General features: G+C 70.3%; 20 protein-coding genes. 12 read left to right on the top strand and 8 right to left on the bottom strand.

Annotated features, from left to right (window positions below):
* Nucleotides 1–155: 155 nt before the first annotated feature.
* Nucleotides 156–779 (top strand): helix-turn-helix transcriptional regulator, encoded by a 624-nt coding sequence (locus KXC43_RS30780; RefSeq protein WP_221379694.1) that lies wholly within the window; start codon nucleotides 156–158, stop codon nucleotides 777–779.
* A 15-nt stretch (nucleotides 780–794) separates the two neighbouring features.
* Nucleotides 795–1829 carry a S66 family peptidase gene (locus KXC43_RS30775; protein ID WP_221379693.1) on the top strand — a complete coding sequence of 345 codons (1035 nt, stop codon included), beginning with the start codon at nucleotides 795–797 and terminating at the stop codon, nucleotides 1827–1829.
* Here KXC43_RS30775 and KXC43_RS30770 read toward each other — a convergent pair whose 3' ends face one another.
* Nucleotides 1830–3311: a DHA2 family efflux MFS transporter permease subunit gene (locus KXC43_RS30770; protein WP_221379692.1), complete on the bottom strand. Its 1482-nt coding sequence runs from the start codon at nucleotides 3309–3311 to the stop codon at nucleotides 1830–1832.
* A gap of 163 nt (nucleotides 3312–3474) precedes the next feature.
* Between KXC43_RS30770 and KXC43_RS30765 the strand changes: the two genes are divergently transcribed.
* The gene (locus KXC43_RS30765; RefSeq protein WP_221379922.1) at nucleotides 3475–4488 is read left to right on the top strand and encodes an NADPH:quinone reductase; all 1014 of its coding nucleotides are present in this window, start codon (nucleotides 3475–3477) and stop codon (nucleotides 4486–4488) included.
* On the opposite strand, the gene KXC43_RS30760 is transcribed toward KXC43_RS30765, so the two are convergent.
* From KXC43_RS30760 to pseB, 6 genes are read right to left on the bottom strand one after another with little or no spacing between them, the layout of a single operon-like run.
* Nucleotides 4466–5479 carry a PseG/SpsG family protein gene (locus tag KXC43_RS30760; protein WP_221379691.1) on the bottom strand — a complete coding sequence of 338 codons (1014 nt, stop codon included), beginning with the start codon at nucleotides 5477–5479 and terminating at the stop codon, nucleotides 4466–4468. The two genes, KXC43_RS30765 and KXC43_RS30760, sit on opposite strands and share 23 nt — an antisense overlap.
* 2 nt (nucleotides 5480–5481) lie before the next feature.
* Nucleotides 5482–6207, bottom strand: a complete 726-nt coding sequence (locus KXC43_RS30755) for a cytidylyltransferase domain-containing protein (protein WP_221379690.1) — start codon at nucleotides 6205–6207, stop codon at nucleotides 5482–5484.
* Nucleotides 6204–7700: a hypothetical protein gene (locus KXC43_RS30750; RefSeq protein ID WP_255645151.1), complete on the bottom strand. Its 1497-nt coding sequence runs from the start codon at nucleotides 7698–7700 to the stop codon at nucleotides 6204–6206. Before KXC43_RS30750 ends, KXC43_RS30755 begins: the two co-directional genes overlap by 4 nt.
* 5 nt (nucleotides 7701–7705) lie before the next feature.
* On the bottom strand, nucleotides 7706–8548 hold the full coding sequence (locus KXC43_RS30745) for a hypothetical protein (protein ID WP_221379688.1): 843 nt from the start codon (nucleotides 8546–8548) through the stop codon (nucleotides 7706–7708).
* A 3-nt stretch (nucleotides 8549–8551) separates the two neighbouring features.
* Entirely contained in the window at nucleotides 8552–9676 is a 1125-nt protein-coding gene (locus KXC43_RS30740) for a DegT/DnrJ/EryC1/StrS family aminotransferase (RefSeq protein WP_221379687.1), read from the bottom strand.
* Entirely contained in the window at nucleotides 9676–10656 is a 981-nt protein-coding gene (gene pseB / locus KXC43_RS30735; protein ID WP_221379686.1) for a UDP-N-acetylglucosamine 4,6-dehydratase (inverting), read from the bottom strand. The genes KXC43_RS30740 and pseB overlap by 1 nt, the downstream gene beginning before the upstream one ends.
* 193 nt (nucleotides 10657–10849) lie before the next feature.
* On the opposite strand from pseB, the gene KXC43_RS30730 reads away from it, so the two are divergent.
* The 9 genes from KXC43_RS30730 to KXC43_RS30690 all read left to right on the top strand — a co-directional run bounded on the left by KXC43_RS30730 (nucleotide 10850) and on the right by KXC43_RS30690 (nucleotide 21899).
* Entirely contained in the window at nucleotides 10850–11095 is a 246-nt protein-coding gene (locus KXC43_RS30730; RefSeq protein WP_221379685.1) for an acyl carrier protein, read from the top strand.
* Nucleotides 11088–11825, top strand: coding sequence for an SDR family NAD(P)-dependent oxidoreductase (locus KXC43_RS30725; RefSeq protein ID WP_221379684.1), 738 nt, complete (start codon nucleotides 11088–11090; stop codon nucleotides 11823–11825). The genes KXC43_RS30730 and KXC43_RS30725 overlap by 8 nt, the downstream gene beginning before the upstream one ends.
* A complete protein-coding gene (locus KXC43_RS30720) occupies nucleotides 11822–13051 on the top strand; it encodes an AMP-binding protein (protein ID WP_308129330.1) in 1230 nt (409 codons plus the stop codon). The genes KXC43_RS30725 and KXC43_RS30720 overlap by 4 nt, the downstream gene beginning before the upstream one ends.
* Nucleotides 13048–14088, top strand: coding sequence for a LuxE/PaaK family acyltransferase (locus tag KXC43_RS30715; RefSeq protein WP_221379683.1), 1041 nt, complete (start codon nucleotides 13048–13050; stop codon nucleotides 14086–14088). The genes KXC43_RS30720 and KXC43_RS30715 overlap by 4 nt, the downstream gene beginning before the upstream one ends.
* Nucleotides 14085–15272: an acyl-CoA reductase gene (locus KXC43_RS30710; RefSeq protein ID WP_221379682.1), complete on the top strand. Its 1188-nt coding sequence runs from the start codon at nucleotides 14085–14087 to the stop codon at nucleotides 15270–15272. The genes KXC43_RS30715 and KXC43_RS30710 overlap by 4 nt, the downstream gene beginning before the upstream one ends.
* The gene (locus tag KXC43_RS30705; protein ID WP_221379681.1) at nucleotides 15269–17620 is read left to right on the top strand and encodes a hypothetical protein; all 2352 of its coding nucleotides are present in this window, start codon (nucleotides 15269–15271) and stop codon (nucleotides 17618–17620) included. The genes KXC43_RS30710 and KXC43_RS30705 overlap by 4 nt, the downstream gene beginning before the upstream one ends.
* A 65-nt stretch (nucleotides 17621–17685) precedes the next feature.
* Nucleotides 17686–18999 (top strand): sensor histidine kinase, encoded by a 1314-nt coding sequence (locus tag KXC43_RS30700; RefSeq protein WP_221379680.1) that lies wholly within the window; start codon nucleotides 17686–17688, stop codon nucleotides 18997–18999.
* 27 nt (nucleotides 19000–19026) lie between these two features.
* The gene (locus KXC43_RS30695) at nucleotides 19027–19671 is read left to right on the top strand and encodes a response regulator (protein WP_221379679.1); all 645 of its coding nucleotides are present in this window, start codon (nucleotides 19027–19029) and stop codon (nucleotides 19669–19671) included.
* A 71-nt stretch (nucleotides 19672–19742) separates the two neighbouring features.
* Nucleotides 19743–21899 (top strand): MMPL family transporter, encoded by a 2157-nt coding sequence (locus KXC43_RS30690; protein ID WP_221379678.1) that lies wholly within the window; start codon nucleotides 19743–19745, stop codon nucleotides 21897–21899.
* A gap of 115 nt (nucleotides 21900–22014) precedes the next feature.
* On the opposite strand, the gene KXC43_RS30685 is transcribed toward KXC43_RS30690, so the two are convergent.
* Nucleotides 22015–22650, bottom strand: a complete 636-nt coding sequence (locus KXC43_RS30685; protein WP_221379677.1) for a GNAT family N-acetyltransferase — start codon at nucleotides 22648–22650, stop codon at nucleotides 22015–22017.
* Nucleotide 22651 lies beyond the last annotated feature (1 nt).

Genomic DNA, 22651 nt, shown 5'->3' with positions numbered 1-22651 from the left:
CACGGAGGGGCACTCCTCGGCGGTCGCCCTTCCGCGCCGCCGTCGCCCTCTGCTCAACTGGTTCATCGGCCTTCCGTTCGCGATGAAGGATCCGTGAAGGTTCCCTGAAGGCGCTTTTCGCAGACTGACCTCCCTGACCTTATGGGGAGGCAGCCATGGAACAGATCCGCGTCGCCGTGCAGGCGACCGACCCGCTCAGCCACGCCGGCCTCGCCGCGTTGCTCCAGTTCCGTGGCGACCTCACCGTAGTGCGCAACGCCCAGCGAGCGGAAGCGGACGTGCTGGTCGTGGCCGCGGAGAGGCTCAGCACAGAGGTCGTGGCGACGCTGCGGCGGGCGGGCGCGGAGACCGGCGCTCCGGTTGTGCTGGTGGTCGCCGAGATCGACGAGGGCGACCTGCTGACCGCGGTCGAATGCCGCGTGGTCGCCATCCTGCCGCGCGGCGCCGTGTCGGCCGACCGGTTGGCTCACAGCGTCAAGGCGGCCGCCTCGGGCGGCGGTGTGCTGCCCCCGAACCTGGTCGGTGAGCTGCTCAAACACGTCGAGCGCATGCAGCGTGACGTGCTCACCCCGAACGGGCTGAACGCCTCGGGGCTGACCCCGCGCGAGATCGATGTGCTGCGGCTGATGGCCGACGGCTTCGACACCAACGAGATCGCCGGCAAGCTCTGCTACTCGGAGCGGACCGTGAAGAACGTCATCTACGGCGTCACCCATCGCCTGAAACTCCGCAACCGATCCCACGCTGTGGCATATGCGCTTCGCGCGGGCATGATCTAGGCGTTTGCTGGGGGGATGGAAGCCCCGCCCAAACTCAAGCCCGGCGACCGCGTTGCCATCGTCTCGCCCTCATGGGCCGGCCCCGGCGTCTTCCCGGCCCAGCACGAGCAGGCCCTGCGGCGCATCCGCGACGAACTCGGCCTCGAGCCGGTGGAGTTCCCCACCACCCGCCGGCTGGGCTCACCGGCCGCCGACCGGGCCGCCGACCTGATGGCCGCCTACGCCGACCCGTCGATCCGGGCCGTGTTCGCCAGCATCGGCGGCGACGACCAGATCACCGTGCTGCCGCATCTCGACCCGGCGCCGTTCGTGGCCGACCCGAAGCCGTTCTTCGGCTACTCCGACAACACCAACCTGCTCAACTGGCTGTGGAGCCACGGTGTGGCCGGCTATCACGGCGGCTCCACAATGGTGCATCTCGCCCGCGGCGGCGGTATCGAGGCCGAACACGCCTTGTCACTGCGGGCCGCCCTCTTCGAGACGGTCGACCTGCCGATCCTGCCCGTGGCCGAGTTCGGCGACGAGGAGGTGAGCTGGGAGGACCCGGCCTCGCTGACCACCTCGGGGCCGAAGGTGCCCAGTCCGGGGTGGCACTGGCACCAGCCCGGGACGGTCGTCACCGCGCCGACGTGGGGCGGCAACCTCGAGATCCTGCACTGGAACCTGGCCGCCTCGCGCTGGATCCTGCCGCCGGAGCGCTACGCGGGCTCGATCCTGCTCCTCGAGACCTCCGAAGAGCTGCCGCAGGCCGAGGAGGTCTTCCGCATGCTGCGCAACGCCGGCGAACGCGGGCTGCTCGAACAGTTTCCGGCGGTGCTCGTCGCCACGGCCAAGGCGAGCAACCTCGACCACCGCCCGCCGCACGACGAACGCGCCCGCTTCCGCGACGAGCAGCGGGAGGCGACGCTCAAGGCGCTGGCCGCCTACAACCCCGCCGCGATGGCCGTGTTCGGGATCGATTTCGGACACACGTCACCGCAGTGGGTGCTGCCCTACGGCGGCCGGATGACCGTTGACGGCCCCGGACGCCGCATCGTCGCGCACTTCTGATCAGGCGACCCGCTCGGCCACCGGGGACTGCGCGGGCGTGGAGCCGGGGTCGCAGAACGTACGGGCCGGCGGGTGCGCGGCCAGCCTGTTCGGCACCAGCAGGAAGGCCAGCGCGGCGCCGACCACCATCAGGCCGGCGCAGATCATCATCGTGTTCCGGTAGACCGGCTGAAGCTGGGCGGCGTCGGTCAGGCTGCCGCCGCCCAGGCCGGCCGCCAGCGGCAACACGGCCACCGAGAGCAGACCGGCGGCCCGGGCGACCGCGTTGTTCACCCCCGAGGCGATCCCGGCGTACGAATCCTCCAGTGCGCCCAGGGCCGTCGCGGTCAGTGGCGCCACCAGCGCCGACAATCCCAGCCCGAAGATCACCACGGCCGGCAGGACGTCCGTCCAGTAGTTCGCGCCCGGCCCGATCCGCGACATCAGCACCAGGGCGACGGCGCAGATCAGCGGGCCCACAGTCATCGGGATGCGTGGGCCGATGCGTTGCGACAGCCCGCCCGCGCGGGCGGAGAGCACCAGCATCAGAGCGGTCGTCGGCAGCAGCGCGATGCCGCTCGCCAGCGGCGAATAGCCGGACACGACCTGCAAATTGATCACGAACAGGAAGAAGACCCCGCCGTTCGCCGCGTAGACGACGAAGGTGACCAGGTTCGCGCCGCTGAAGGTTTTGTTCCGGAAGATCCGGACCGGGAGCATCGGATGCGCCGAGCGCCGCTCCCACAGCACGAAGGCGGCCAGGGCCCCGATGCCGACGGCGAGCGACGCGAGCACGACCGGGTCGCCCGGCCCGTCCATGGGCCAGGCCGTGAAGCCGTACGTGAGACCGGCCAGCCCCACCGCCCCGGTGACCACGCCGACGTAGTCGAGCTTGCGGGCCGCCGCCGGGTTGCGCGATTCCGGCACGTGCTTGATGCCGACCCAGAGCACGAGTGCGGCCAGCGGCACGTTGATCAGGAAGATGTAGCGCCAGTCGCCGATGTCGACCAGCCAGCCGCCGAGGAACGGCCCGAGCGCGCCGCCGATGCCGCCCAGCCCGGACCAGGCGCCGATCGCCTTGCCCCTGTCCTCGCTGGTGAACGACGCTTCGAGGATGGCCAGCGCGCCCGGCGTGAGCAGCGCGCCGCCGATGCCTTGAAGCACCCGGGCGAAGATCAGCGTCTCGATGTTCGGCGACAGGCCGCACAGCAGCGACGCGATGGCGAACCAGGCGACGCCGATCAGGAAGACGCGCCGACGGCCGTAACGGTCCCCGAGCGAGCCACCCAGGAGCACCAGCGCGGCCAGACTGAGCGAGTAGCCGTTGACTGTCCACTGCAGCCCGGCGGCGTCGGCGCCGAGGTCGCGGCCGATCTCGGGCAGCGCGATGTTGACGACTGTCGAGTCGATGAACGCGAGGCTCGAACCGAGAACGGTCGCGAGCAGCACCCACCGGCCGGCCGCCGAGCTGTACCGGACGGGTTGACCGGTGGTGAGATCCATGGGGCGACAGTAACCCTGAGCAGGCCGAGAGGGATGGGTCAAATGACTGCCCAGGGTGTGTGTCTCGCTACCTTTCCGATCCGTCACAGCCAGCGGCGGAGCCCGGTCGAAGCTGAGCGCCCTCCGTCGCCGGACGCGGGGTGAACATAGGGTGGGATGCATGATGCGTGCAGCCGTGTTCACTGAGCCAGGTCCCGCGTCCGTTCTTCAGATCGTCGAGCGGGATCTGTTGCCGCCGGGGCCGGGTGAGGTGCGGGTGCGGATTGTGTTGTCCGCGGTCAACCCGACCGACACCGGCACCCGGGCCGGGCGGGGTGTGCCCGACGGGGTGTCGCCGCCGCGTGTGCCGAACCAGGACGGGGCCGGCGTGGTGGATGCGATCGGTGACGGGGTGAGCGGGCTCGAGCCGGGCGATCACGTCTGGGTGTGGGACGCCTCGTACGCCCGCGAGAACGGCACCGCGCAGGAGTACGTCGTACTGCCGCGCCGCCAGGTCGTGCGGATGAACGAGGATGTCCCGTTCGAGGTCGGTGCGGCGCTGGGCATTCCCGCGCTCACCGCCCACCGCTGCCTCACCCTGGCCAGTGACGGTCCCGACCGGCTCGCGCCGGGCGCGCTCGAGGGCCGGACGGTGCTGGTGGCCGGCGGGGCCGGTGCGGTCGGCAACGCCGCCGTCCAGCTCGCGAAGTGGGCGGGCGCGACCGTGCTGACCACCGTCTCGTCGAAGGAGAAGGCCGATCTGGCCGCGGCCGCCGGGGCCGACGCGGTGATCAACTATCGCGAGGAGGACGTGACCGCCCGGGTCCGCGAGCTGAGCGAGACCGGCCCCAACGTGATCGTCGAGGTCAACACCGACAACCTGGCGTCCGACCTCGACGTGATCGCGCCCGGCGGCAACATCGCGATCTACGTCGGCGGCAAGGTCACGGTGCCGAGCTTCAAGGCGATGCTCAAGAATGTCAGCCTCGACTTCGTGCTGACCTACACGACCTCGGAGCAGGAGAAGGACAACGCGGTCGCCGCGGTGGGCGAGGCCGTCAACAGCGGCGCCTTCCGGGTGGGGGAGCAGGCCGGTCTGCCGATCCTCCGCTACCCCTTCGAGCAGGTCGTCCAGGCCCACGAGGCCGTCGAGAACAACGCCGTGGGCAAGGTCGTCATCGAGGTGACTCAGCCCTGACCAGCAGCGCCTCGGCGACTCTTTCCACGCCGCGGCCGTCCACCGCCGACCAGGCCCGCTGGGCCAGGTCGGTGCGGGCGGCGGCGTCGGTCAGCAGGTGGCGGAGCGTGTCGACGGCGTCGGCGCCCAGGTGGCCGAGCCGGCCGAGCCCCGCGCCGTACCCGCGGGCGATCGTCCGGTCGTACCCCAGGATCTGATTGTCGACGACCCAGACCAGGGCCGCCGGCAGGCCGAGGCAGAGCAGCTCCCAGGTCGACGTGCCGCTGGCGCTCACCGCGAGGTCGGCCTCGGACAGCAGCTTGGGCAGGTCGTCGGTGGGCGCGATGATGTCGAACCGCTGCCCCTCGGTGGGCACGACCGCGTGCAGCTCGTCGCGCAGGCTCGGGTTGGCGCCGATGATCGTCGCCTCGAACGGCGCCCCGGTCTGGGCCAGCAGGACGGCGATCTCGGGGGCGGCCCGGTAGGCGTCGGTGCCGCCGAAGAAGGCCACGACCTTGGGCGTACGCGAACCGGTGTGCACCGGCGGCGTCAGGGGACGCAGGCTCCGCACGGAACTGCGCAGCAGCGCGTAGTCGAGCCCGGCCAGCCCCAGTGCGCCCTCGACGTCGACCACCGAGTCGAGGTTCTGGTCGACGTAGATGTCCGCGGTCTGGCCGCGGAAGTCCCCGTCGACAATCGCCAGCACCGGCCGGCCGGTCTCGCGGACCGCCACCGAGTGCGACGGCGGCAGCGTGTACGAGTCGATCACCAGCGCGTCCAGCTCGAGCCGCTCGACCGCCGCGACCAGTCCGGCCGCGTCGGCCGGGGGTGGGTGCCAGGACAGGCCGCGCTGGGTGAGCTGGGCTTCGGCCCACTCGACGCCGCCGAGGTCGCTCAGGAAGACGACCCCGGCGCCGCGGGAGACGAGTTCCTCGGCCAGCGCGACGCACCGGACGAGATGACCGACGCCGGTGCGGGCACCGGCGTCGCAGCGAATACCGACGATCGCCACTGCTACGCCTGCACCAGGGCCTTCTGGAGGACGTGGGCGTTCAGCTCGATCAGCTCGGGCCGCCCGGCCAGCCAGTCGGTGAGCTTGCGCACCGAGATGGGCTCGTCGCCGAAGTGGGTGACGATCGCCTCGATGAGCTTCCAGTCGTCCTCGGTGTCGAGCGTGAGGCGCAGGTGCGACAGGTCGGGCTGCAGGGTCAGCCCGACCACGTCGAACTCTTCCGAGTGGGTGTAGATGTAGGACGTCACGTGGGTGCGGTGGTGCTCGGTGGCCAGCGCGTCGATCTCGCGCAGCACCGGCGTGCGGACGATCTCGACGTCCAGGCCGCGGGGCAGCGTCTTGGTGATCGAAGTGGTCAGGTAGTCGACGCCCGCGGCCAGGAAGACCCGGTGGGTGAGCGCGATCAGCTCGGGGTCGAGCAGCGGCGAGTCGGCCGTGAAGCGGAGCACGATGTCGCTCTCGTGCTCGTCCAGCACGCCCAGGAAGCGGTCGAGCACGTCGTCGACCGAGCCGCGGAAGCAGGGCACCCCGATCGCGGCGCACTCGGTCGCGACCGCGTCGTCGTCCGCCTCGGTCGTGGTGGCCACCACGACCTTGTCGAGCACACCGCTCTGCTGGGCGGCCCGGACGACCCGCTCCAGGACACTGCGGTTGCCCAGCTTCCGCAGCACCTTGCCGGGAAGCCGGGAAGAGCCCATCCGGGCCTGGATGATGCCGAGGGTTGTCATGAAAGTCCTTTTCGAAGGCGATGACGAGCCTTGCGGGCGACTCCCATACCCAGCTTCGCGACGCGGAAGCTGACAGAGCCGCTGAAGGTCGCGATCTGCGTACGAGCCTTACGAAGTTCTTTGTCCCTTTTTTCGAGCTCACGCTCGAACCGCTGGGCGCGGGATTCGGCGTCGGCCAGTTGCCGGCGCAGCGCTCGGAGTTGCTCCTCTTGGTTCCGGCGAGATGCCGGTGGGTCCTCGTGCGCTGGAAGCTCCTCGCCCGGCGGGAGAGGGAAGCCTGCGGCGCTGTGCAGGATCGAAGTCAGGGTCTCCAGGGTGACAGCAGCGGGCCAGGGGTGGGCGTAGCACCCGTCGAGCAGCGTCTGCGCGAACCGGCGGATCACGTCGGTCTGCGGCGGGACGCTCGGGTCGAGAATGGCGTACGTCTCCTGGTGGACCACCACATTGTCAGCGGTGGCACCGGGTTGTGCGGAGGCCCAGCCGGTGAGCAGCCGCCGCACGATCGGAAGATCGTGCCGCAGGCAGGCCGCCAGGAGCAACTCCTCGAGCAGGCGACCCAGCGGCAGTGGCCCGTCCAGCCCGGACCCGTCGCCACCAGGCACTTCACGCAGTGAACGGCGGCTCCACAGGCCGTCACCGCCGGACGTCAGCTCGACCACCGGCCCGTCGCCGATCAGCACGGGCGGCAGCGGCTCGACGGTCGCCGGACCGGGCGCGCGATGGGCGGCGACGAGCCAGGCGGCCGCGAACTCGGGGCCGAGGCCGGCGCGCACCGCCGCGGCGGCGAGCCGGCGCGGATCGCTCAGAACTTCTTTTCCGGCGTACGCGCGACCGGCCGCGCTCGCGGTCAGGGCGGCCAGCGCGTCGGCCGGCCCGTCATTCAGCGCTTCCAGCGTGGCGATCAGCGTCGGGGCGGGGGGAACGGGCCAGGCCGCGCCCACCCAGTCGATTGTCAGGCCCTCGGCGGTAAGGCGGGCGGCGAGCCGGGCCGGATTGCCGGGCTTGGTGCCGAACTCGCCGAGCGGGCTCCAGTCGCTGTCGCCGTGGGCCGACGTGGCACTGTCCAGCTCGACCAGCCGGTGCAGGCCGAGCTCGTTCTCGACGGCGAGCAGCAGCGTGCCGCCGGGGCCCAGCACGTGCTGCAGGGCCTGGAGGCTCTCGAGCCAGTCGAGCTGGGGGCCTTCGACCGAGCAGAGCCGGCCCAGCCCGTCCAGGGCGACGACCACGTCGTACTGCTCGTCGCTGCTCAGCTTGGCCAGTGAGCCGCAGAGCACCCGCAGGCCGCGCTCCTGGAGCACGGTGGCCTCGGGTTGGGAGCGGGTCAGGCAGGTGACGGCGGAGCGGGCGGCGATCGTGTCGATCAGGACGTCGTCGTGCGGCCCGGCCACCAGCACCCGGCCCGCGGCGGGCAGCCGCTCGGCGAGCAGACACAGCAGAGCCCCGCCGGCGCGAGGCCGGTCCTCGGTGAAGGAGGGCATCTCGCCCCCGATCATCTCGATCACGCGGGCACCCTAGCTGTCGCCTCGAGGTAGTGCCTTGTCCACCCCAGCATGGCGCGCAATTCGGCTGGAGAGGCGACAAATCCCTCACCCAGCTCGGCCAGTGCCGAGGTGCGGGCGACGGCGCCGTCGAGGTGCTTGCCGTGCAGCTCAGGCCACTCGCGGCGGATCCGCTCGGCGGTGGGCCGGTCTTCCCGGTCGAGCTGCATGGGATCGCCGTAGACGGCCGGCTCGCAGCCCGCCGCCACGCCGTGGAAGATGGCGCTGCTGAGCCGGTTGGAGGCCACGCGGCGGTGGCGGCGCAGCTCGGTGAGCTGTTTGTCGAGGAAATGGCGGTCGGTGTCGAGCCACTGCTGACCGCGGTAGCCGTGGCACACGACCCGTCCGTACTGCTCGTAGGCCGTACGGACCCGGTCGTTGCGGTATTCGTTCCAGTAGAGGCAGAAGGTCACGGGGCCCTGCTCGGTCTCGAGGATCTCGTCGACCTGGCGCTGGTGATCGCCGAGGACCTGCTGCTTCTCCCAGCCGTGGAACGGGTAATAGATCGTGCCCTCGCGGGGCGGCGCGTCGGGCGCCGCGGGCCGCAGGGCGAGCAGGTAGAGAAAGGGAGCGCCGATGACCGTGGCCTGCCGGCGCCCCATCGACCACGCCCTGCGTCTGGTCCGTTCGGAGTAGACGAAGATGGGCCGGCCCGGCACATAGGGCGTGCCGAGTCCGAGCCCGTCCACCACGTTCCAGCCGTGCTGCACATAGCCGTCTATCCGGGGCGGGTGCTCCGGATCGAGGCCGCAGTATTCCGCGAGGATGTGTGCGTGGCCGTAGAAGTGGTTGGCGTGGTGCACCCGCTAGCTCCCGAGGATGGTCCGCAACGCCTCGACGACACGGTCCTGGTCGGAATCGCTGAGGTCGACGAAGAGCGGCAACGATAGCTCCTCAGCGTAGAAGGCCTCCGCGACCGGGCACATCCCGCGCCGGTAGCCTAGGTCCTCGAAGACCGGGTGCCAGTAGACCGGGATGTAGTTGACCTGCACGCCGATGCCGGCCTCGCGCATGCGCTCGAAGACCTCGCGGCGGCGTCCGCCGAGCACCCGGACGGGGTACAGGTGACGCAGCGGGTCGACGCCCTCACGCTGGATGGGCAGGCGAAGGCCCGGCACGTCGGCCAGCAGCTCGTCGTAGCGGGCGGTCAGCTGTTGCCGGCGGGCCTTGAAAGCGGCCAGCCGCTTGAGCTGCGAGCTGCCGAGCGCGCACAACACGTCGGGCAGCCGGTAGTTCAGCCCGAACTCGTGGACCTCCTGGTGCCAGGCGCCCTCGTCCGGGTAACGCATGCGGCTCCGGTCGCGGACCAGCCCGATCATGCGGAACTCGCGGGCCCGCTGCAGCAGGTCGGGCCGCAGGGACGTCACCGCGCCGCCCTCGGCCGTGGTGAGGTTCTTCGTCGGGAAGAACGAGAACGTCGTCACGTCGGCCAGCGAGCCGACCGGGCGGCCGTGGTAGGTGGTTCCGATCGAGTGGGCGGCGTCGCCGATCAGCACGGCGCCGGCGGGCTCGGAGATCTTGCGCAGCGCGTCGTACTCGGCCGGGTGACCCGCGTAGTCGACCGCGGCGATCGCCTTGGTGCGCGACGTGACCGCGGCCTCGACCGCGGCCGGGTCGATGTTGGCCGTCTCGTCCTCGACGTCGGCGAAAACGATCTTGGCACCGAGCATGGCCGCGGTCGAGGCCGTGGCCACGAAGGTCATCGGGGTCGTGACGACCTCGTCGCCCGTGGTCACGCCGGCCGCCGCGTACGCCGTGTGCAGCGCGGTCGTGCCGTTGGTGACGGTGACCGCCGGCGCGCCGGCGACCGCCTCGATGTCGGCCTCGAACTGCGCCACCCGGGGGCCGGTCGTCAGCCAGTCGCTGCCGAGGGCGGAGACGACCGCCTCGACATCGGACTGGTCGATCGACTGCCGTCCGTACGGCAGCATCAGTTCTCCTCGAGCAGCTTGCGCATGTCGTCGACCGAGAGCCACAGGTCGTTGTTGTCGGAGCGGTAGTTGAAGCCGTCCTCGACCTCTTCGCCACCCTCGGGAGCCTCGTAGCCCCAGCTGGCGACGACCGGCTGCACCACGTAGCGGTCGGGGAAGCGCAGCGTGCGGCGGCTGTCGTCGGAGGCGATCATCTCTTCGTGCAGCTTCTCGCCCGGCCGGACGCCCATCTCGTGGGTGGCCGAGTTCGGCGCGACGGCCTCGACCAGGTCGAGGATCTTCATGCTGGGGATGCGCGGCACGAACAGCTCGCCACCCTGCATGACGTCGAACGAGTCGACGACGAACTTCACGGCCTGGGGGAGCGTGATCCAGAAGCGGGTCATCCGCTTGTCGGTGATCGGCAGGCTCTTGCCCTCGGCGGCGAGCTTGCGGAACAGCGGGACGACCGAGCCGCGGCTGCCCATAACGTTTCCGTAACGAACGACCGCGAGGCGGGTCGGGTGAGTGGCCGCGTAGTGGTTGCCGGCGATGAAGAGCTTGTCGGCGACGAGCTTGGTCGCGCCGTACAGGTTGATCGGGCTCGACGCCTTGTCGGTGGAGAGCGCGACAACCTTCTTGACGCCCTTGTCGATGGCGGCGTCGATCACGTTCTGTGATCCGTTGATGTTCGTCTCGACGAACTCGGAGGGGTTGTATTCCGCGGTGTCGACCTGCTTCAGAGCGGCGGCGTGGACCACGTAGTCGATGTTGTGCATCGCGCGGTCGAGACGCGCTTTGTCCCGGATGTCACCCAGGAAGAAGCGCAGTCGCGAGTCGTCGCCGAACATCTGCCGGAGCTCGTACTGCTTCAGCTCGTCACGGGAGAAGACGACGATGCGCTGCGGGTCGAGGTGGGTGAGGGCGTAGTTGAGAAACGCCTTACCGAAGGACCCGGTGGCACCGGTGACCAGGATCGACGATCCGCTGAGTACAGACACTTGATTTTCTCCCGGGGGGTGGGCAGGACGCAGTACGAGCCGGAAGCATAACCAGCTCACCAGCCGATTCGCGGGCCAACATCAAACGCTAACCGTAGTTCATCGGCGCTTCCGCTAGCATTAACGACCTCGTCGCTGGTTACGACGAGCTTAAGAATCCTCTGTCCACCTGCCCCCCTTTTGGAGTACCCCCGTGAGCAACCTGCAGCGACTGCGCGAGGCGTTCCGCACCGCCCTGGACCTTCCGGCGGAGGCGCCCGTGGACGACCTGCGGTACCAGGACAATGAGAAGTGGGACTCCCTGGCTCACATGTCCTTGGTGGCGGCGCTCGAGGACGAGTTCTCGGTGATGATTGACACAGACGACGTCATCAACATGTCGAGTTTCACCGAGGCGGTAAACATCCTCGGTAAGTACGGAGTTGACTTCAATGAGTGATCGGGCGGCCCTGATCACAGGCGCCTCCCGCGGCATCGGCCGAGCCACCGCCACGCGTCTCGCGGAACGGGGGTACGACCTCGTTCTCCACGGCCACCGCGCCGAGTCCATCGCCCCGGTGGCCGAGGAGCTCGCCGCCAAGTACGGCGTCACCGTCGTCAGCGGCCACGGCGACATCGCCGAACCCGAAACGTCCAAGGCGCTCGCCCAGCTCGCCTTCCAGAACTTCAAGCGCCTCGACGCTCTGGTGGTCAACGCGGGCACGCACGCGGCCGGCATGCTCGGCATGACCGACGACGCGACCATTCAGCGCCTGTTCGCGGTCAACTCGGCCGGCGCGGTCTACACGCTGCGCGGCGCCACCCGGCTGCTGGCCCGGGGCAAGAACCCGGCCGTCGTCCTGGTCTCGTCGATCACCGCCTCGCGCGGCATCGCCGGCCAGGCCGTCTATTCGGCCTCCAAGGCGGCCGTGGCCGCGCTGGCCCGATCGGCCGCCAAGGAGCTCGGCCGGCAAGGCATCCGGGTCAACGCGGTCGAGCCGGGCTTCATCGCCACCGACATGCTCGACACCCTCGACGAGAAGGGCCGCCAGGAGCGCATCGACGACACGGCTCTGGGCCGGCTGGGCGAGGCCGACGAGGTCGCCGACGTGATCACGTTCCTCCTCTCGGAGCAGGCCCGGTTCGTGACCGGCCAGGTGCTCGGGGTCGACGGAGGACTGACGCTGTGAATCTGTTCCACCCGGGCGCCCGCGTGATCGACGCGGTCACCGGCGAGGCGCTGACCGAGGACATGATCGCCGCGGCCGCCACCCAGCTGGCCACGGAACCGGGCGGGGTGGTCTTCCTACCGATGGAGACGACCCTGCCGGTGGTCGCCCGCTACCTCGCGGCGCTGCGACTGGGGCGGCCGGTGCTGCTGCTCGACCCGGAGCACGACAACGCGTCCTTCGTCGAGCGGTTCACCACCACCGAGGTGCATCCGGATCTCGCGGTGCTGCTCACCACCAGCGGCTCCACCGGCAATCCGAAGCTGGTGCGGCTCACCGCCGACGCCGTACGGACCAACGCCGAGCAGATCGCCGAGGTGCTCGGCATCACCGGCGACGAGGTGGCCGTCACCACCCTGCCGCTCTTCTACTCGTTCGGCATGTCGGTGCTCAACTCGCACCTGATCAAGGGCGCCACCGTCGTGCTCGAGCGCACCGGGATCATGCAGCGCGACTTCTGGACCGCGGTCAACGAGCACGGCGTCACCTCGCTGGCGTTCGTCCCGTCGCAGTACGAGATGCTCCGCCGCCTGCGCTTCGACCCGGCCAAGTACCCGACCGTGCGCAGCCTCACCCAGGCGGGCGGCCGGCTGCGCACCGACCTGGTGTCCGACTTCGCGCAGCGCATGGCGACCGTCGGCGGCCGGCTCTACGTCATGTACGGCCAGACCGAGGCCGGCCCCCGGATGGCCACGCTGCCGCCGGCCCGCCTCGAGGAGAAGCTCGGCTCCGTCGGCCAGGCGCTGCCCGGCGGCGCCTTCACCATCGAGGACGACGAGGTCGTCTACCGCGGTCCCAACGTCATGATGGGTTACGCCGAGACCGCCGCCGACCTGGCGCTGGGCGACGTGCAGGGCGGCGTGCTGCGCACCGGTGACCTCGGCCACGTCGACGACGAGGGCTTCCTGTTCATCACCGGCCGCATCAAGCGCATGGCCAAGGTGTTCGGCGTCCGCATCAACCTGGACGACGTGGAGAAGAACTTCCCGGTCGCCGCCGTGGCCGGCGACGACAAGCTGGCCGTCTTCGCGGTCGGTGTCAGCGACGACGAGGCCCGCGGCCTGCGGACCAAGATCGCCGAGTGGCTCGGGACACATTTCTCCGGCGTCGTGGTGCGTAGTGTTGAGGCGCTGCCGCTGATGCCCAACGGCAAGACCGACTATCGGGCGCTGGAGTCTTCGCTGTGAGTAGTGTCTTCACCCTGCCTCAGGCCGCGAAGGAGGAGCTCCTTCTCAAGGAACTCTCCGCGCTGACCGAGCATCACCGGGAAAACTGCGAGCCGTACGCGCGGATCCTCGCTGCCAACGGCTATCAGCCCGCCTCCTCGGTCGAGGGCCTGCCCTGGCTGCCGGTGCGGCTCTTCAAGAACCTCGAACTCAAGAGCATCCCCGACGACCAGGTGTACAAGGTCCTCACGTCCAGCGGCACCACCGGCTCCGAGGTCAGCCGGATCTACCTCGACAAGGCGGCGGCCGGCGAGCAGACCCGCAAGCTGGGCGCCACGGTGCAGTCCGTGCTCGGCCCCAAGCGGCTGCCGATGATCCTGGTCGACACCAAGGCCATGCTGAAGGACCGCACGTCGTTCAGCGCCCGCGGCGCCGGCGTGCTGGGCATGTCGAACTTCGGCCGTAACCACGTCTGGGCGCTCGACAACGAGGGCCACGTCGACGTCGAGGCGCTCAAGGGCTTCCTCGACCAGTACGGCGACGAGCCGTTCCTGATCTTCGGCTTCACCTACCTGGTCTGGCTGCACCTCTACGAGGTGGCGCTCGAGAACGGGCTCGACCTCAGCAACGGCATCCTGATCCACTCGGGCGGCTGGAAGAAGCTGGTCGACCAGGCCGTCTCGCCCGAGGAGTTCCGCAAGCGGCTGGCCGCGGTCGGGCTGACCCAGGTGCACAACTACTACGGCATGATCGAGCAGATCGGCACGATCTTCCTCGAGGGGCCGTCCGGCGGCTCGCTCTACTGCCCCGACTTCGCCGACGTGGTGATCCGTGACCCCGAGACGTGGGCCGAGCAGCCGGTCGGCAAGCCGGGCCTGATCGAGGTCATCAGCACCCTCCCCACCTCGTACCCCGGGCACGTGCTGCTGACCGAGGATCTCGGCGTGGTGCACGGCGTCGACGACGGCGACTGGCCCGGCAAGCGCTTCTCCGTACTCGGCCGGCTCCCGCGGGCCGAGGCGCGTGGCTGCTCCGACACCTACCGGGAGGCGGCGTGATCCAGTACCGCTTCGGCGCGGAGGGCGACCTCACCGCGCCGTCCGACGACCGCCTGACCGTCGGCGACCCCCGGGTCATCGACTTCCTGGCCAAGCTGGCGCGCAAGCTGCTCGCACCGGCCGTGGCCCGGCGGCACCCCGAGCTCGGCTCGCTCGGCTTCTTCCTGCGCCCGGCCGAACTCAACCGCACGGTCGGCCACCTGCAGCGGGACGACGCGCTCGTCTTCCCGCGGGGCAACGTCTTCCACATCCCGCCGGCCAACGTCGACACGATCTTCGTGTATTCGTGGGCGCTCTCGGCCCTGGCCGGCAACCACAACGTCGTCCGGATCTCGGAGCGTTCGGCTACCGCGGCCGACACGATCCTGACCGCGCTCAACGAGGTGCTGGCGGACGCCGACCCGGTGATCGGCCGCACCCAGCGCATGATCACGTACGGCCGCGACGACAAGGTCACGGCGGCGCTCAGCCACTGGGCCGACCTGCGCGTCATCTGGGGCGGCGACTCGGCCGTCGAGGCGATCCGCAAGCACCCGCTGCGCCCGTCCGCCCGCGACCTCACCTTCCCCGACCGCACGTCGTGGGCCGCCCTGTCGGCGGCCGGCTGGCGCGCGGCCGAGCCGGCTCAGCGGCGCGACGCGGTGCTCGGCTTCACCAACGACTCGTACTGGTTCGACCAGGCGGCCTGCTCCTCGCCGCGCACGGTCTTCCTGGTCGGCGAGGACACCGGCGACGTCCGCGAAGAGTTCATCGAGCTGCTGCTGCAGGTCGTCGACCAGCGCGGCTGGGAGATCGACGCGGCCATGGCGGTCGAGAAGAGGGTGAACGCCTACGGGCTGGCCGCCACCGGCGCGGTCTCGTCGATGGCGTTCCCGGCCAACTCGGTCACCGCCATGTCGCTCAGCGCCGTGCCCGACGCGCCGCGCCGCTGGATCGGGGCCGGGGCCTTCCCGTTCGCCGAGGTCGGCTCCCTGCTCGAACTGGTGCCGGCGATGAACCGGCAGGACCAGACGTTCAGCCACTTCGGCTTCTCGCGGGACGAGCTGCGCGAGTTCGCGCTGGCGCTCGGTGGCCGCGGGGTCGACCGGATCGTTCCGTTCGGGTCGGCTCTGACCTTCGGCTCGCTCTGGGACGGCTACGACCTTCCGCGCGAATTCACACGGTTGACGACACTCGTAGAGTGACCGCCGTGCTCGAGGCGGTCGAGGCGGCGCCGAATCCGATCATGCGCCCCTCGGCGGTCCCCCGCCGACCCTCGAACGTCTACCGTCGCCTGCGGGCGCCGCTGGCGATCCTGCCCTGGGTCTTTCCGGTGGTCGCGCTCGTCCTGACGCTGCTCGACACCGGCGTCTCGGGGCGGGACATCGCGCTCTACGCGTTCTACTTCGCCGTCGATGTCGTGCTGCCCGGCACGCTGGTCTACCGGGCCCTGCGCGGCAGTCGCGGCAACGTGCCGGAAGACCTGGGCCTGGGCGCCGCCACCGGTCTGCTGATCATGCTCGGCTCGTGGGCGCTCTCGGCCGCCCTCGACAAGTTCGTGCTGCTGCCCTGGTGGCCGACGCTGATCGTGGTGCCGTTCCTGGCCGTGCCCCGGCTGCACCGCTACTGGCGGGTCAGCCGGCCCCGCCCGCTGCCGCTGCGCTGGTCGTGGATCGTCGCCGCCGGCCTCGTGCTGCTGGTGCTCTCGGAATACCCGGGCTGGAAGGCAACCCCGCTGCCGCCGGCCGGAGGCGTGCTCTATCAAGACCTCTATTACCACCTGGCGCTCATCCACGAGATGATGCGGCCGATGCCGTTCCAGGTGCCGCAGATGTCCGGCACCCCACTGCACTACCACTACCTCTCCGACGCCGATATCGCCACGGCCAGCATGATCACTAAGATCGACCCGGCCGTCGTGCTGCTGCGGCTCTGGATCGTGCCGATCGCGGGCACGGCCATTTTCGTGATGGCGGCGCTGGTCCGCTCGCTGAGCGGCAAGTGGTGGGCCGGTGCGCTCGGCGGCACAGCGGCCATCGCGGGCCTGCCGCTGCTGCTCGGCACCGCCTACACCCCGCTCGGCGGCAGCCCGGTCAACGCGCTGAGCCCGTCCCAGGTGTACGTCTTACCCCTTCAGGCGTTGCTGGTCGTGTTCACCGTCGACGTGTTGCGGGGCCGTCCCCTGCGCTGGGCCTGGGTGCTCGTCTTCCCGCTCGCGCTGGCCTGCGCCGGGGCCAAGTCCAGCGCGCTGCCACCGTTCCTGGCCGGGCTGGTCGCGGCCGCGGTGGTGGTGCTCATCGGTTACCGGCGACGGCTGCTGCCGTTGCTCGCGCTCTTCGCCCTCACGCTGGCCGGTGTCGGCGTCGGTTTCCGCCTGTTCGCCGGGGGTGGCGCCGGCACCCTCGGCTTCCAGCCGCTAGCCGTTCTTTACCTGATGACGCCCTACCGCGACACCATCGGGCACGAGGACACCATCGACGGGACGCGCTTTCTCCCGTACGGCGTGGAAACAACCGGCACGTTGGGCCGGCTCTTCATCGTGGGGCTCCTGATCTGGTGGCTGCTGATGCAGTCGCCGCGCATGCTGGCCCTGCTCGGGCTGGTCACCGGCACCACCAAGCGAGAGCCGGCGACGTGGCTGTTGACCGGCATCACCGCGGCCGGCGCCGGTGCGACCTTCCTGCTCTGGCACCCGTCGGGTAGCCAGGTCTACTTCTACGCCGGCGCGCTGCCCTTCGGCACGGCCGTGGTCGCCTGGATGATGGCCGACCTGGCTCGCGGATGGCGGGCCCCGATGGCCGGAGCGCTGGCCGGCGGCACGTGGGCGTGGCTGGCCCCACAGATGTACCCGCCGCGGATGGACCGGGTCGTCAACTGGATCTTCGTGCTGGCCGAGCCCCTCATCCGCACGGCGATCGTCGCCCTCGGTGTGACCGCGATCGGGCTGATCCTGCGTCGGATGATCACGGGCCGCACACCGTGGCGGGCGGTCTTGCCCGCGCTCCTGGCCGCCACGCTCACCGCCGGCCTCGTCGGCGGAGCCAAGCGCCAGATCGAGGACGTCGGCACGACCTTCGACCCGGTGCTGACGGGCCAGCGGGATCCCGGCAAGGTGGTGCTGAGCGGAGAGATGGCCGCGGCCGAGTGGCTGAACAAGAACTCCGGCCGCGACGACATCGTGGCCACCAACGTGCACTGCATCCCGATCGACTGGACCCAGAGCTGCGATGCCCGGGCCTTCTGGGTGGCCGGGCTGACCGGGCGACGCACCGTGATCGAAAGCTGGGGCTACACCGACGAGGCGGTTGCCCAGGACGGGGTGAACGGCGAGCGGTACTTCAAGCAGCCGGCGCCCGATCTCATGCGGTACATCTTGAACCAGCGGGTGTTCGAGTACGGGCAACCCGGGGACGTGGCCGAGCTCAGGCGCCTGTACGACGTCAAATGGCTGTTCGCGGACGACCGGGCGGCCGGCGGCCGGTCGGCCAACCTGGCCGAGGTGGCCACGCTGCGCTTCTCGTCGGGGCCGGTGTCGATTTATGAGTTGCCCTGAGCCGTACGGTGGGGTTAACCCTACCGTCGATCCGGCGGTGGGCAGGATCGGAACGGAGCGCGCCGATGCCTAGCGTCAACAGCATGACGACGCAAGCCTCCCTCACGCGCTCACCCCTGGCCCGGCTGGTGCGCCAGGTCGGCATCGACACCCAGTACGTGCTGATCGGTTTCCCGATCGGCCTGGTCACCGTGACGCTGTTCATGACCCTGTTCTTCACCGGCCTGGGGCTGGTGATCATCTGGGTCGGCATCCCGTTGATGATCGCCGCGCTGATGACCGCGCGCGGCTTCGCCACCCTGGAACGGGCCCGGATCGGCCCGGTCTTCGGCCAGAAGGTCCCGAACCCGTACTACAAGAAGTCGCCCGAGGGCGGTTTCGTGCGCCAGGCGCTGGGCGTCCTGGGCGACGGGCAGTCCTGGCTCGACATGCTGCACGGGATGTTCCGCTTCATCCCCAGCACGATCTCGTTCAGCCTGGTCGTCACCTGGTGGTCCGGCGCCATGGGCGGCCTGACCGCGCCGTTCTGGGCGTGGTCGGTCCCGTCGTCGGAAGACAACACCGACCTGCCCGAGCTGCTCGGCATGGGTGACGGCACCGCCACCCGCATCCTCTTCTACTTCGCCGTCGGCGTCTTCTTCCTCGGCACCCTCTACCCCGTGGTCCGCGCGTCCGCCCTGCTCGAGGCGTGGTTCGCCCGCGGCCTGCTGAGCGGCGTCAACGAGCTGCGCGAGCAGGTCGCCGAGGCCAACGCGGCCCGTACGGTGGCTCAGCAGCAGAAGGCGGCCGCGGTCTCAGCCGAGGCCAACGCGCTGCGCCGGCTCGAACGCGACATCCACGACGGCCCGCAGCAGCGCCTGGTGCGTCTCGCGATGGACCTGGGCCGGGCCGAGCAGCAGTTCGCCACCGACCCCGAGGCGGCCCGGGCCACCGTGGCCGAGGCGCTGACCCAGACCCGCGAGACGCTCGACGAGCTGCGCGCGCTCTCCCGCGGCATCGCGCCGCCGATCCTGGTCGACCGGGGGCTCCAGGCCGCCCTGACCGCGCTGGCCGGCCGCAGCCTGGTCCCCGTCGAGCTGGACGCCACGCTGGCCGACCGCCTCGAGCCCACGATCGAGTCGACGGCGTACTTCGTGGTGGCCGAGGCGCTCACGAACGTGGCCAAGCACAGCCACGCCAACGAGGTCCAGGTCAGCGTCAAGCGCAACGCCACCGGCCTGATCGTCTCGATCGCCGACGACGGGGTGGGCGGCGCGAGCGTCGCCAAGGGTCACGGTCTGGCCGGCCTGGACGACCGGGTCCGCGCGGCCGGCGGCGTGCTCGACGTCTCGAGCCCGGCCGGGGGAGGGACGAGGCTCACCGCAGCCCTCCCCGTGTAGAACTCGAGCATCTGACAGCATGTGCGTATGCGGGTGGTGATTGCCGACGACGCGGTGCTGTTGCGTGAGGGTCTCGTCAGGCTCGTCGAAGAGAACGGCCACACGGTGGTGGCGACCGTCGGCGACGGGCCTTCCCTCGTGTCGTCGATCGTCGAGCACAAGCCGGACGTGTCCATCGTGGACGTCCGCATGCCGCCCTCGCACACCGACGAGGGGCTCCGGGCCGCGGTGGAGGCGCGCGGCCTGGTGCCCGGCACCCCGATCCTCGTGCTCTCGCAGTACGTCGAGGTCTCGTACGCCGACGACCTGCTGGCCGACCGCCTGGGCGCGGTCGGCTACCTGTTGAAGGACCGGGTGTCCCTGGTCGCCGAGTTCCTCGACGGCCTGCGCCGCGTGGCCGGCGGTGGCACGGTGCTCGACCCCGAGGTGGTCAGCCAGTTGCTCGTCCGGCGCCGCCGCGACGACCCGCTGCGCAACCTGACCCCGCGCGAGCGTGAGGTGCTCGGGTTGATGGCCGAGGGCCTGTCCAACAACGCGATCGCCCGCAAGATGGTTGTCACCGACGGCGCGATCGAGAAGCACGTGCGCAACATCTTCACCAAGCTCTCGCTGCACCAGGACGAGGAGCAGCACCGCCGCGTGATGGCAGTGCTGGCCTATCTGCAGGGGTAGGGCTACCACTACCCCCGATACGCGGGTCTGCTGTATCGATCGGGATCCCGGTTGTTCATAGCGTCTTTCCCATGGACAACAGGGAAAACGTCAAGGGAATCGCGGCCCGCGCCGCGTTGTGGAGCGCCCGCCACCGAGCGCTCGCGATCCTCGGGTGGATCGCCTTCGTGATCGGCGTAACCGTACTCAGTGGATACTTCGGCACTCTCGAGGCGACGTCGTCGGACCAGGGACACGGGGATTCTGGTAAGGCGGACCGGATCGTCGAGGCGGCCGGTTTCCCGGAGCAGCCGGCCGGCGAGATGGTCATCGTGCAGAACCGGGCCGGCGCCGACCGCAAGGCCGCGATCGCCGACCTGACCAAGGCCCTCAAGAGCACGGCGAACGTCATCGACGTGCAGCCGCCGGTCGAGTCGCCCGACAAGCGCTCCTCGCTGGTCACGTTCAGCATCAGCGGCGATTCGGAGACTGCGGCCGACCGGGTGCAGCCCTCGCTCGACACGGTCGCCGCCGTGCAGGCGAAACACCCCGACCTCTACGTCGCCCAGGGCGGCTCGGCCAGCGGCGACAAGCTGATCGGCGAGGACCTCGAGAAGGGCCTGACCCAGCTCGGCATCCTCTCCATCCCGGTGACCCTGGGCATCCTGCTGGTCGCGTTCGGCGCCGTGGTCGCCGCCCTGCTGCCGGTCGCGCTGGCCATCATGGCCGTGATGGCCGCCATGGGCCTGCTCGCCTTCGCCAGCCGCCTGGCGCCGACGGTCGACACCACCGCGCACGTGATGCTGCTGGTCGGGCTGGCGGTCGGCGTCGACTACTGCCTCTTCTACATCCGCCGGGAACGGGACGAGCGGCGCAACGGGGCCGACCCGCACCGCGCGCTCGTGATCGCCGCCCAGACCTCGGGCCGCTCGATCTGGATCTCCGGTCTCACCGTCATCGTCGCCATGGCGGGCATGTTCCTGACGTACGACGCCACGTTCGTCAGCTTCGCGATGGGCACCATCCTGGTCGTCGCGACGGCCGTGCTCGGGTCGCTGACCGTGCTGCCGGCCCTGTTGTCGGCTCTCGGTGACAAGGTCGACGCGGTCAAGATCCCGGGCCTGTACCGCAAGCGCAGCGAAGGCCGGATGTGGAACGGCTTCCTGCGCCTGGTGCTGGCCAAGCCGCTGATCTCGGCCGTGCTGGCCGTCGGCGTGCTGGCCGCCCTGGCCGCCCCCGCACTCGACCTGCGCACCAAGGGCGAGGGTATCGAGGACCTGTCGCCCGACGCGCCGATCGTCCAGGCCTACCTGGCCGTCGAGAAGGCCTTCCCGAGCGAGATCTCGCCGGCCGAGGTCGTGGTGCAGTCGCCCGGCGCGGGCTTCGAGCAGAAGGTCACCGGTTTCCGCGAGGCCGTCGAGAACAGCGGTGGCCGGCTCGCCGGCCCGGTCGACGTGGAGCTCAACCCGGCGGGCACCGTAGCCGTCGTCTCGGTCGGCCTGACCGACGAGAAGGCGCTGGACCTGCTGCGGGACGACGTGGCGCCGGCCGCCTTCGGGGCGGGAGCCCTGGTGACCGGTGAGGCGGCGGGCAGCGCCGACTTCAACGCGCGGCTCAACGCCAGCCTGCCCTGGGTGTTCGGCTTCGTGCTCGGCCTGGCCTTCCTGCTCCTGCTGGTGTCGTTCCGATCGGTCGTGGTCGCGCTGACCGGGGTGGTGCTCAACCTGCTGTCGGTCGCCGCGGCGTACGGAATGCTGGTCTTCGTCTTCCAGTACGGCCACTTCGAGGACCTGCTCGGCTTCCAGGCGTCCGGCGGCATCACCAACTGGATGCCGCTGTTCCTCTTCATCATCCTGTTCGGACTGTCGATGGACTACCACGTCTTCGTGCTGAGCCGGATCCGCGAGGGCCACGACCGCGGCCTGCCGACCCGGCAGGCTGTCCGCGAGGGCATCAGCCGCACGGCCGGCGTCATCACGAGCGCGGCGGTGGTCATGGTGGCGGTGTTCGCCCTGTTCGCGACGCTGCCGATGGCGTCGACCAAGCAGCTGGGCATCGGCCTGGCCGCCGCCGTGCTCCTCGACGCGACCATCATCCGGGCCGTGCTGCTGCCGGCCGTGATGGCGATGCTGGGCGAGAAGAACTGGTGGCTGCCGCGCTGGCTGGGCTGGCTGCCGCAGATCGCCCACGAGCCCCCGCCGGCCGCTGCCCCCGAGCCGCGCGAGCGTGAGCTGACCACCGTCGCCTGACGTGCTTCCCCCTTCCGTCGGGGTCTCGGCTTTCCGCCGAGGCCCCGACCTCTGTCTGTGGGCGAAGTCCTCGTCGGCGTACGGAGCGCCTCTGTCAGTGGGCGGGGTGCCTCCGTCAGTGGGCGGGGTGCAGGAGGATCTCGGCGCCGACGGGGCGGTAGCCGGCGGACTGGAAGGCGCGGACGCTGCGGGCGTTGCCGGCGGCCTGCTGCGACCACAGCACCGAGCCGGGCGGGATCAGGTGGCGGGCGGACAGGGCGAGGGTGCGGCCCAGACCACGGTCGCGCGTCTGCTCGTCGACCTCGATCGAGACCTCCCAGCGACCCGCCACGCCACGGCCGATCGTGAGCAGTCCGCCCGGCGCCGACCACGTGCGCACGTCGTCGCGGCGGGTGAGTGCCCGGCGTACCCGGGGATGATCTCGGTCTTGCTCGGTGACGGGCAGCGGAGGTGGGCCGGGAAGGGCGGGGGCCACGGTGAGAAGGTCGATCGTCTCGGTGGTGCGGCCGGTGCGGGCCATCAACGCCGCCAGGAAGACCGGGTTCATGGTGGCCGCGAGCGGGTCGCAGTCAAGGCCGGCGATCGTGGCGTGGATCCACTCCGGGTCGTCGTCCAGAAAGATCACGGTGTGAGCCGTGCAGGCCAGCACGCCGGCGTCGCGCACGCTCGGCTGCGGGACGACGGTGGTGCCCCCGTCGGCCGGCGGGAACACCCCATCGGCCGCCGACTGCAAAATCTTGACCAATTCCATG

Origin of the sequence: Paractinoplanes polyasparticus (assembly GCF_019710575.1) — a bacterium.
Lineage (GTDB): Bacteria > Actinomycetota > Actinomycetes > Mycobacteriales > Micromonosporaceae > Actinoplanes > Actinoplanes polyasparticus.
The sequence above is the reverse complement of the archived record's forward strand: the minus strand, read 5'-3'. Positions and strand labels throughout refer to the sequence as shown.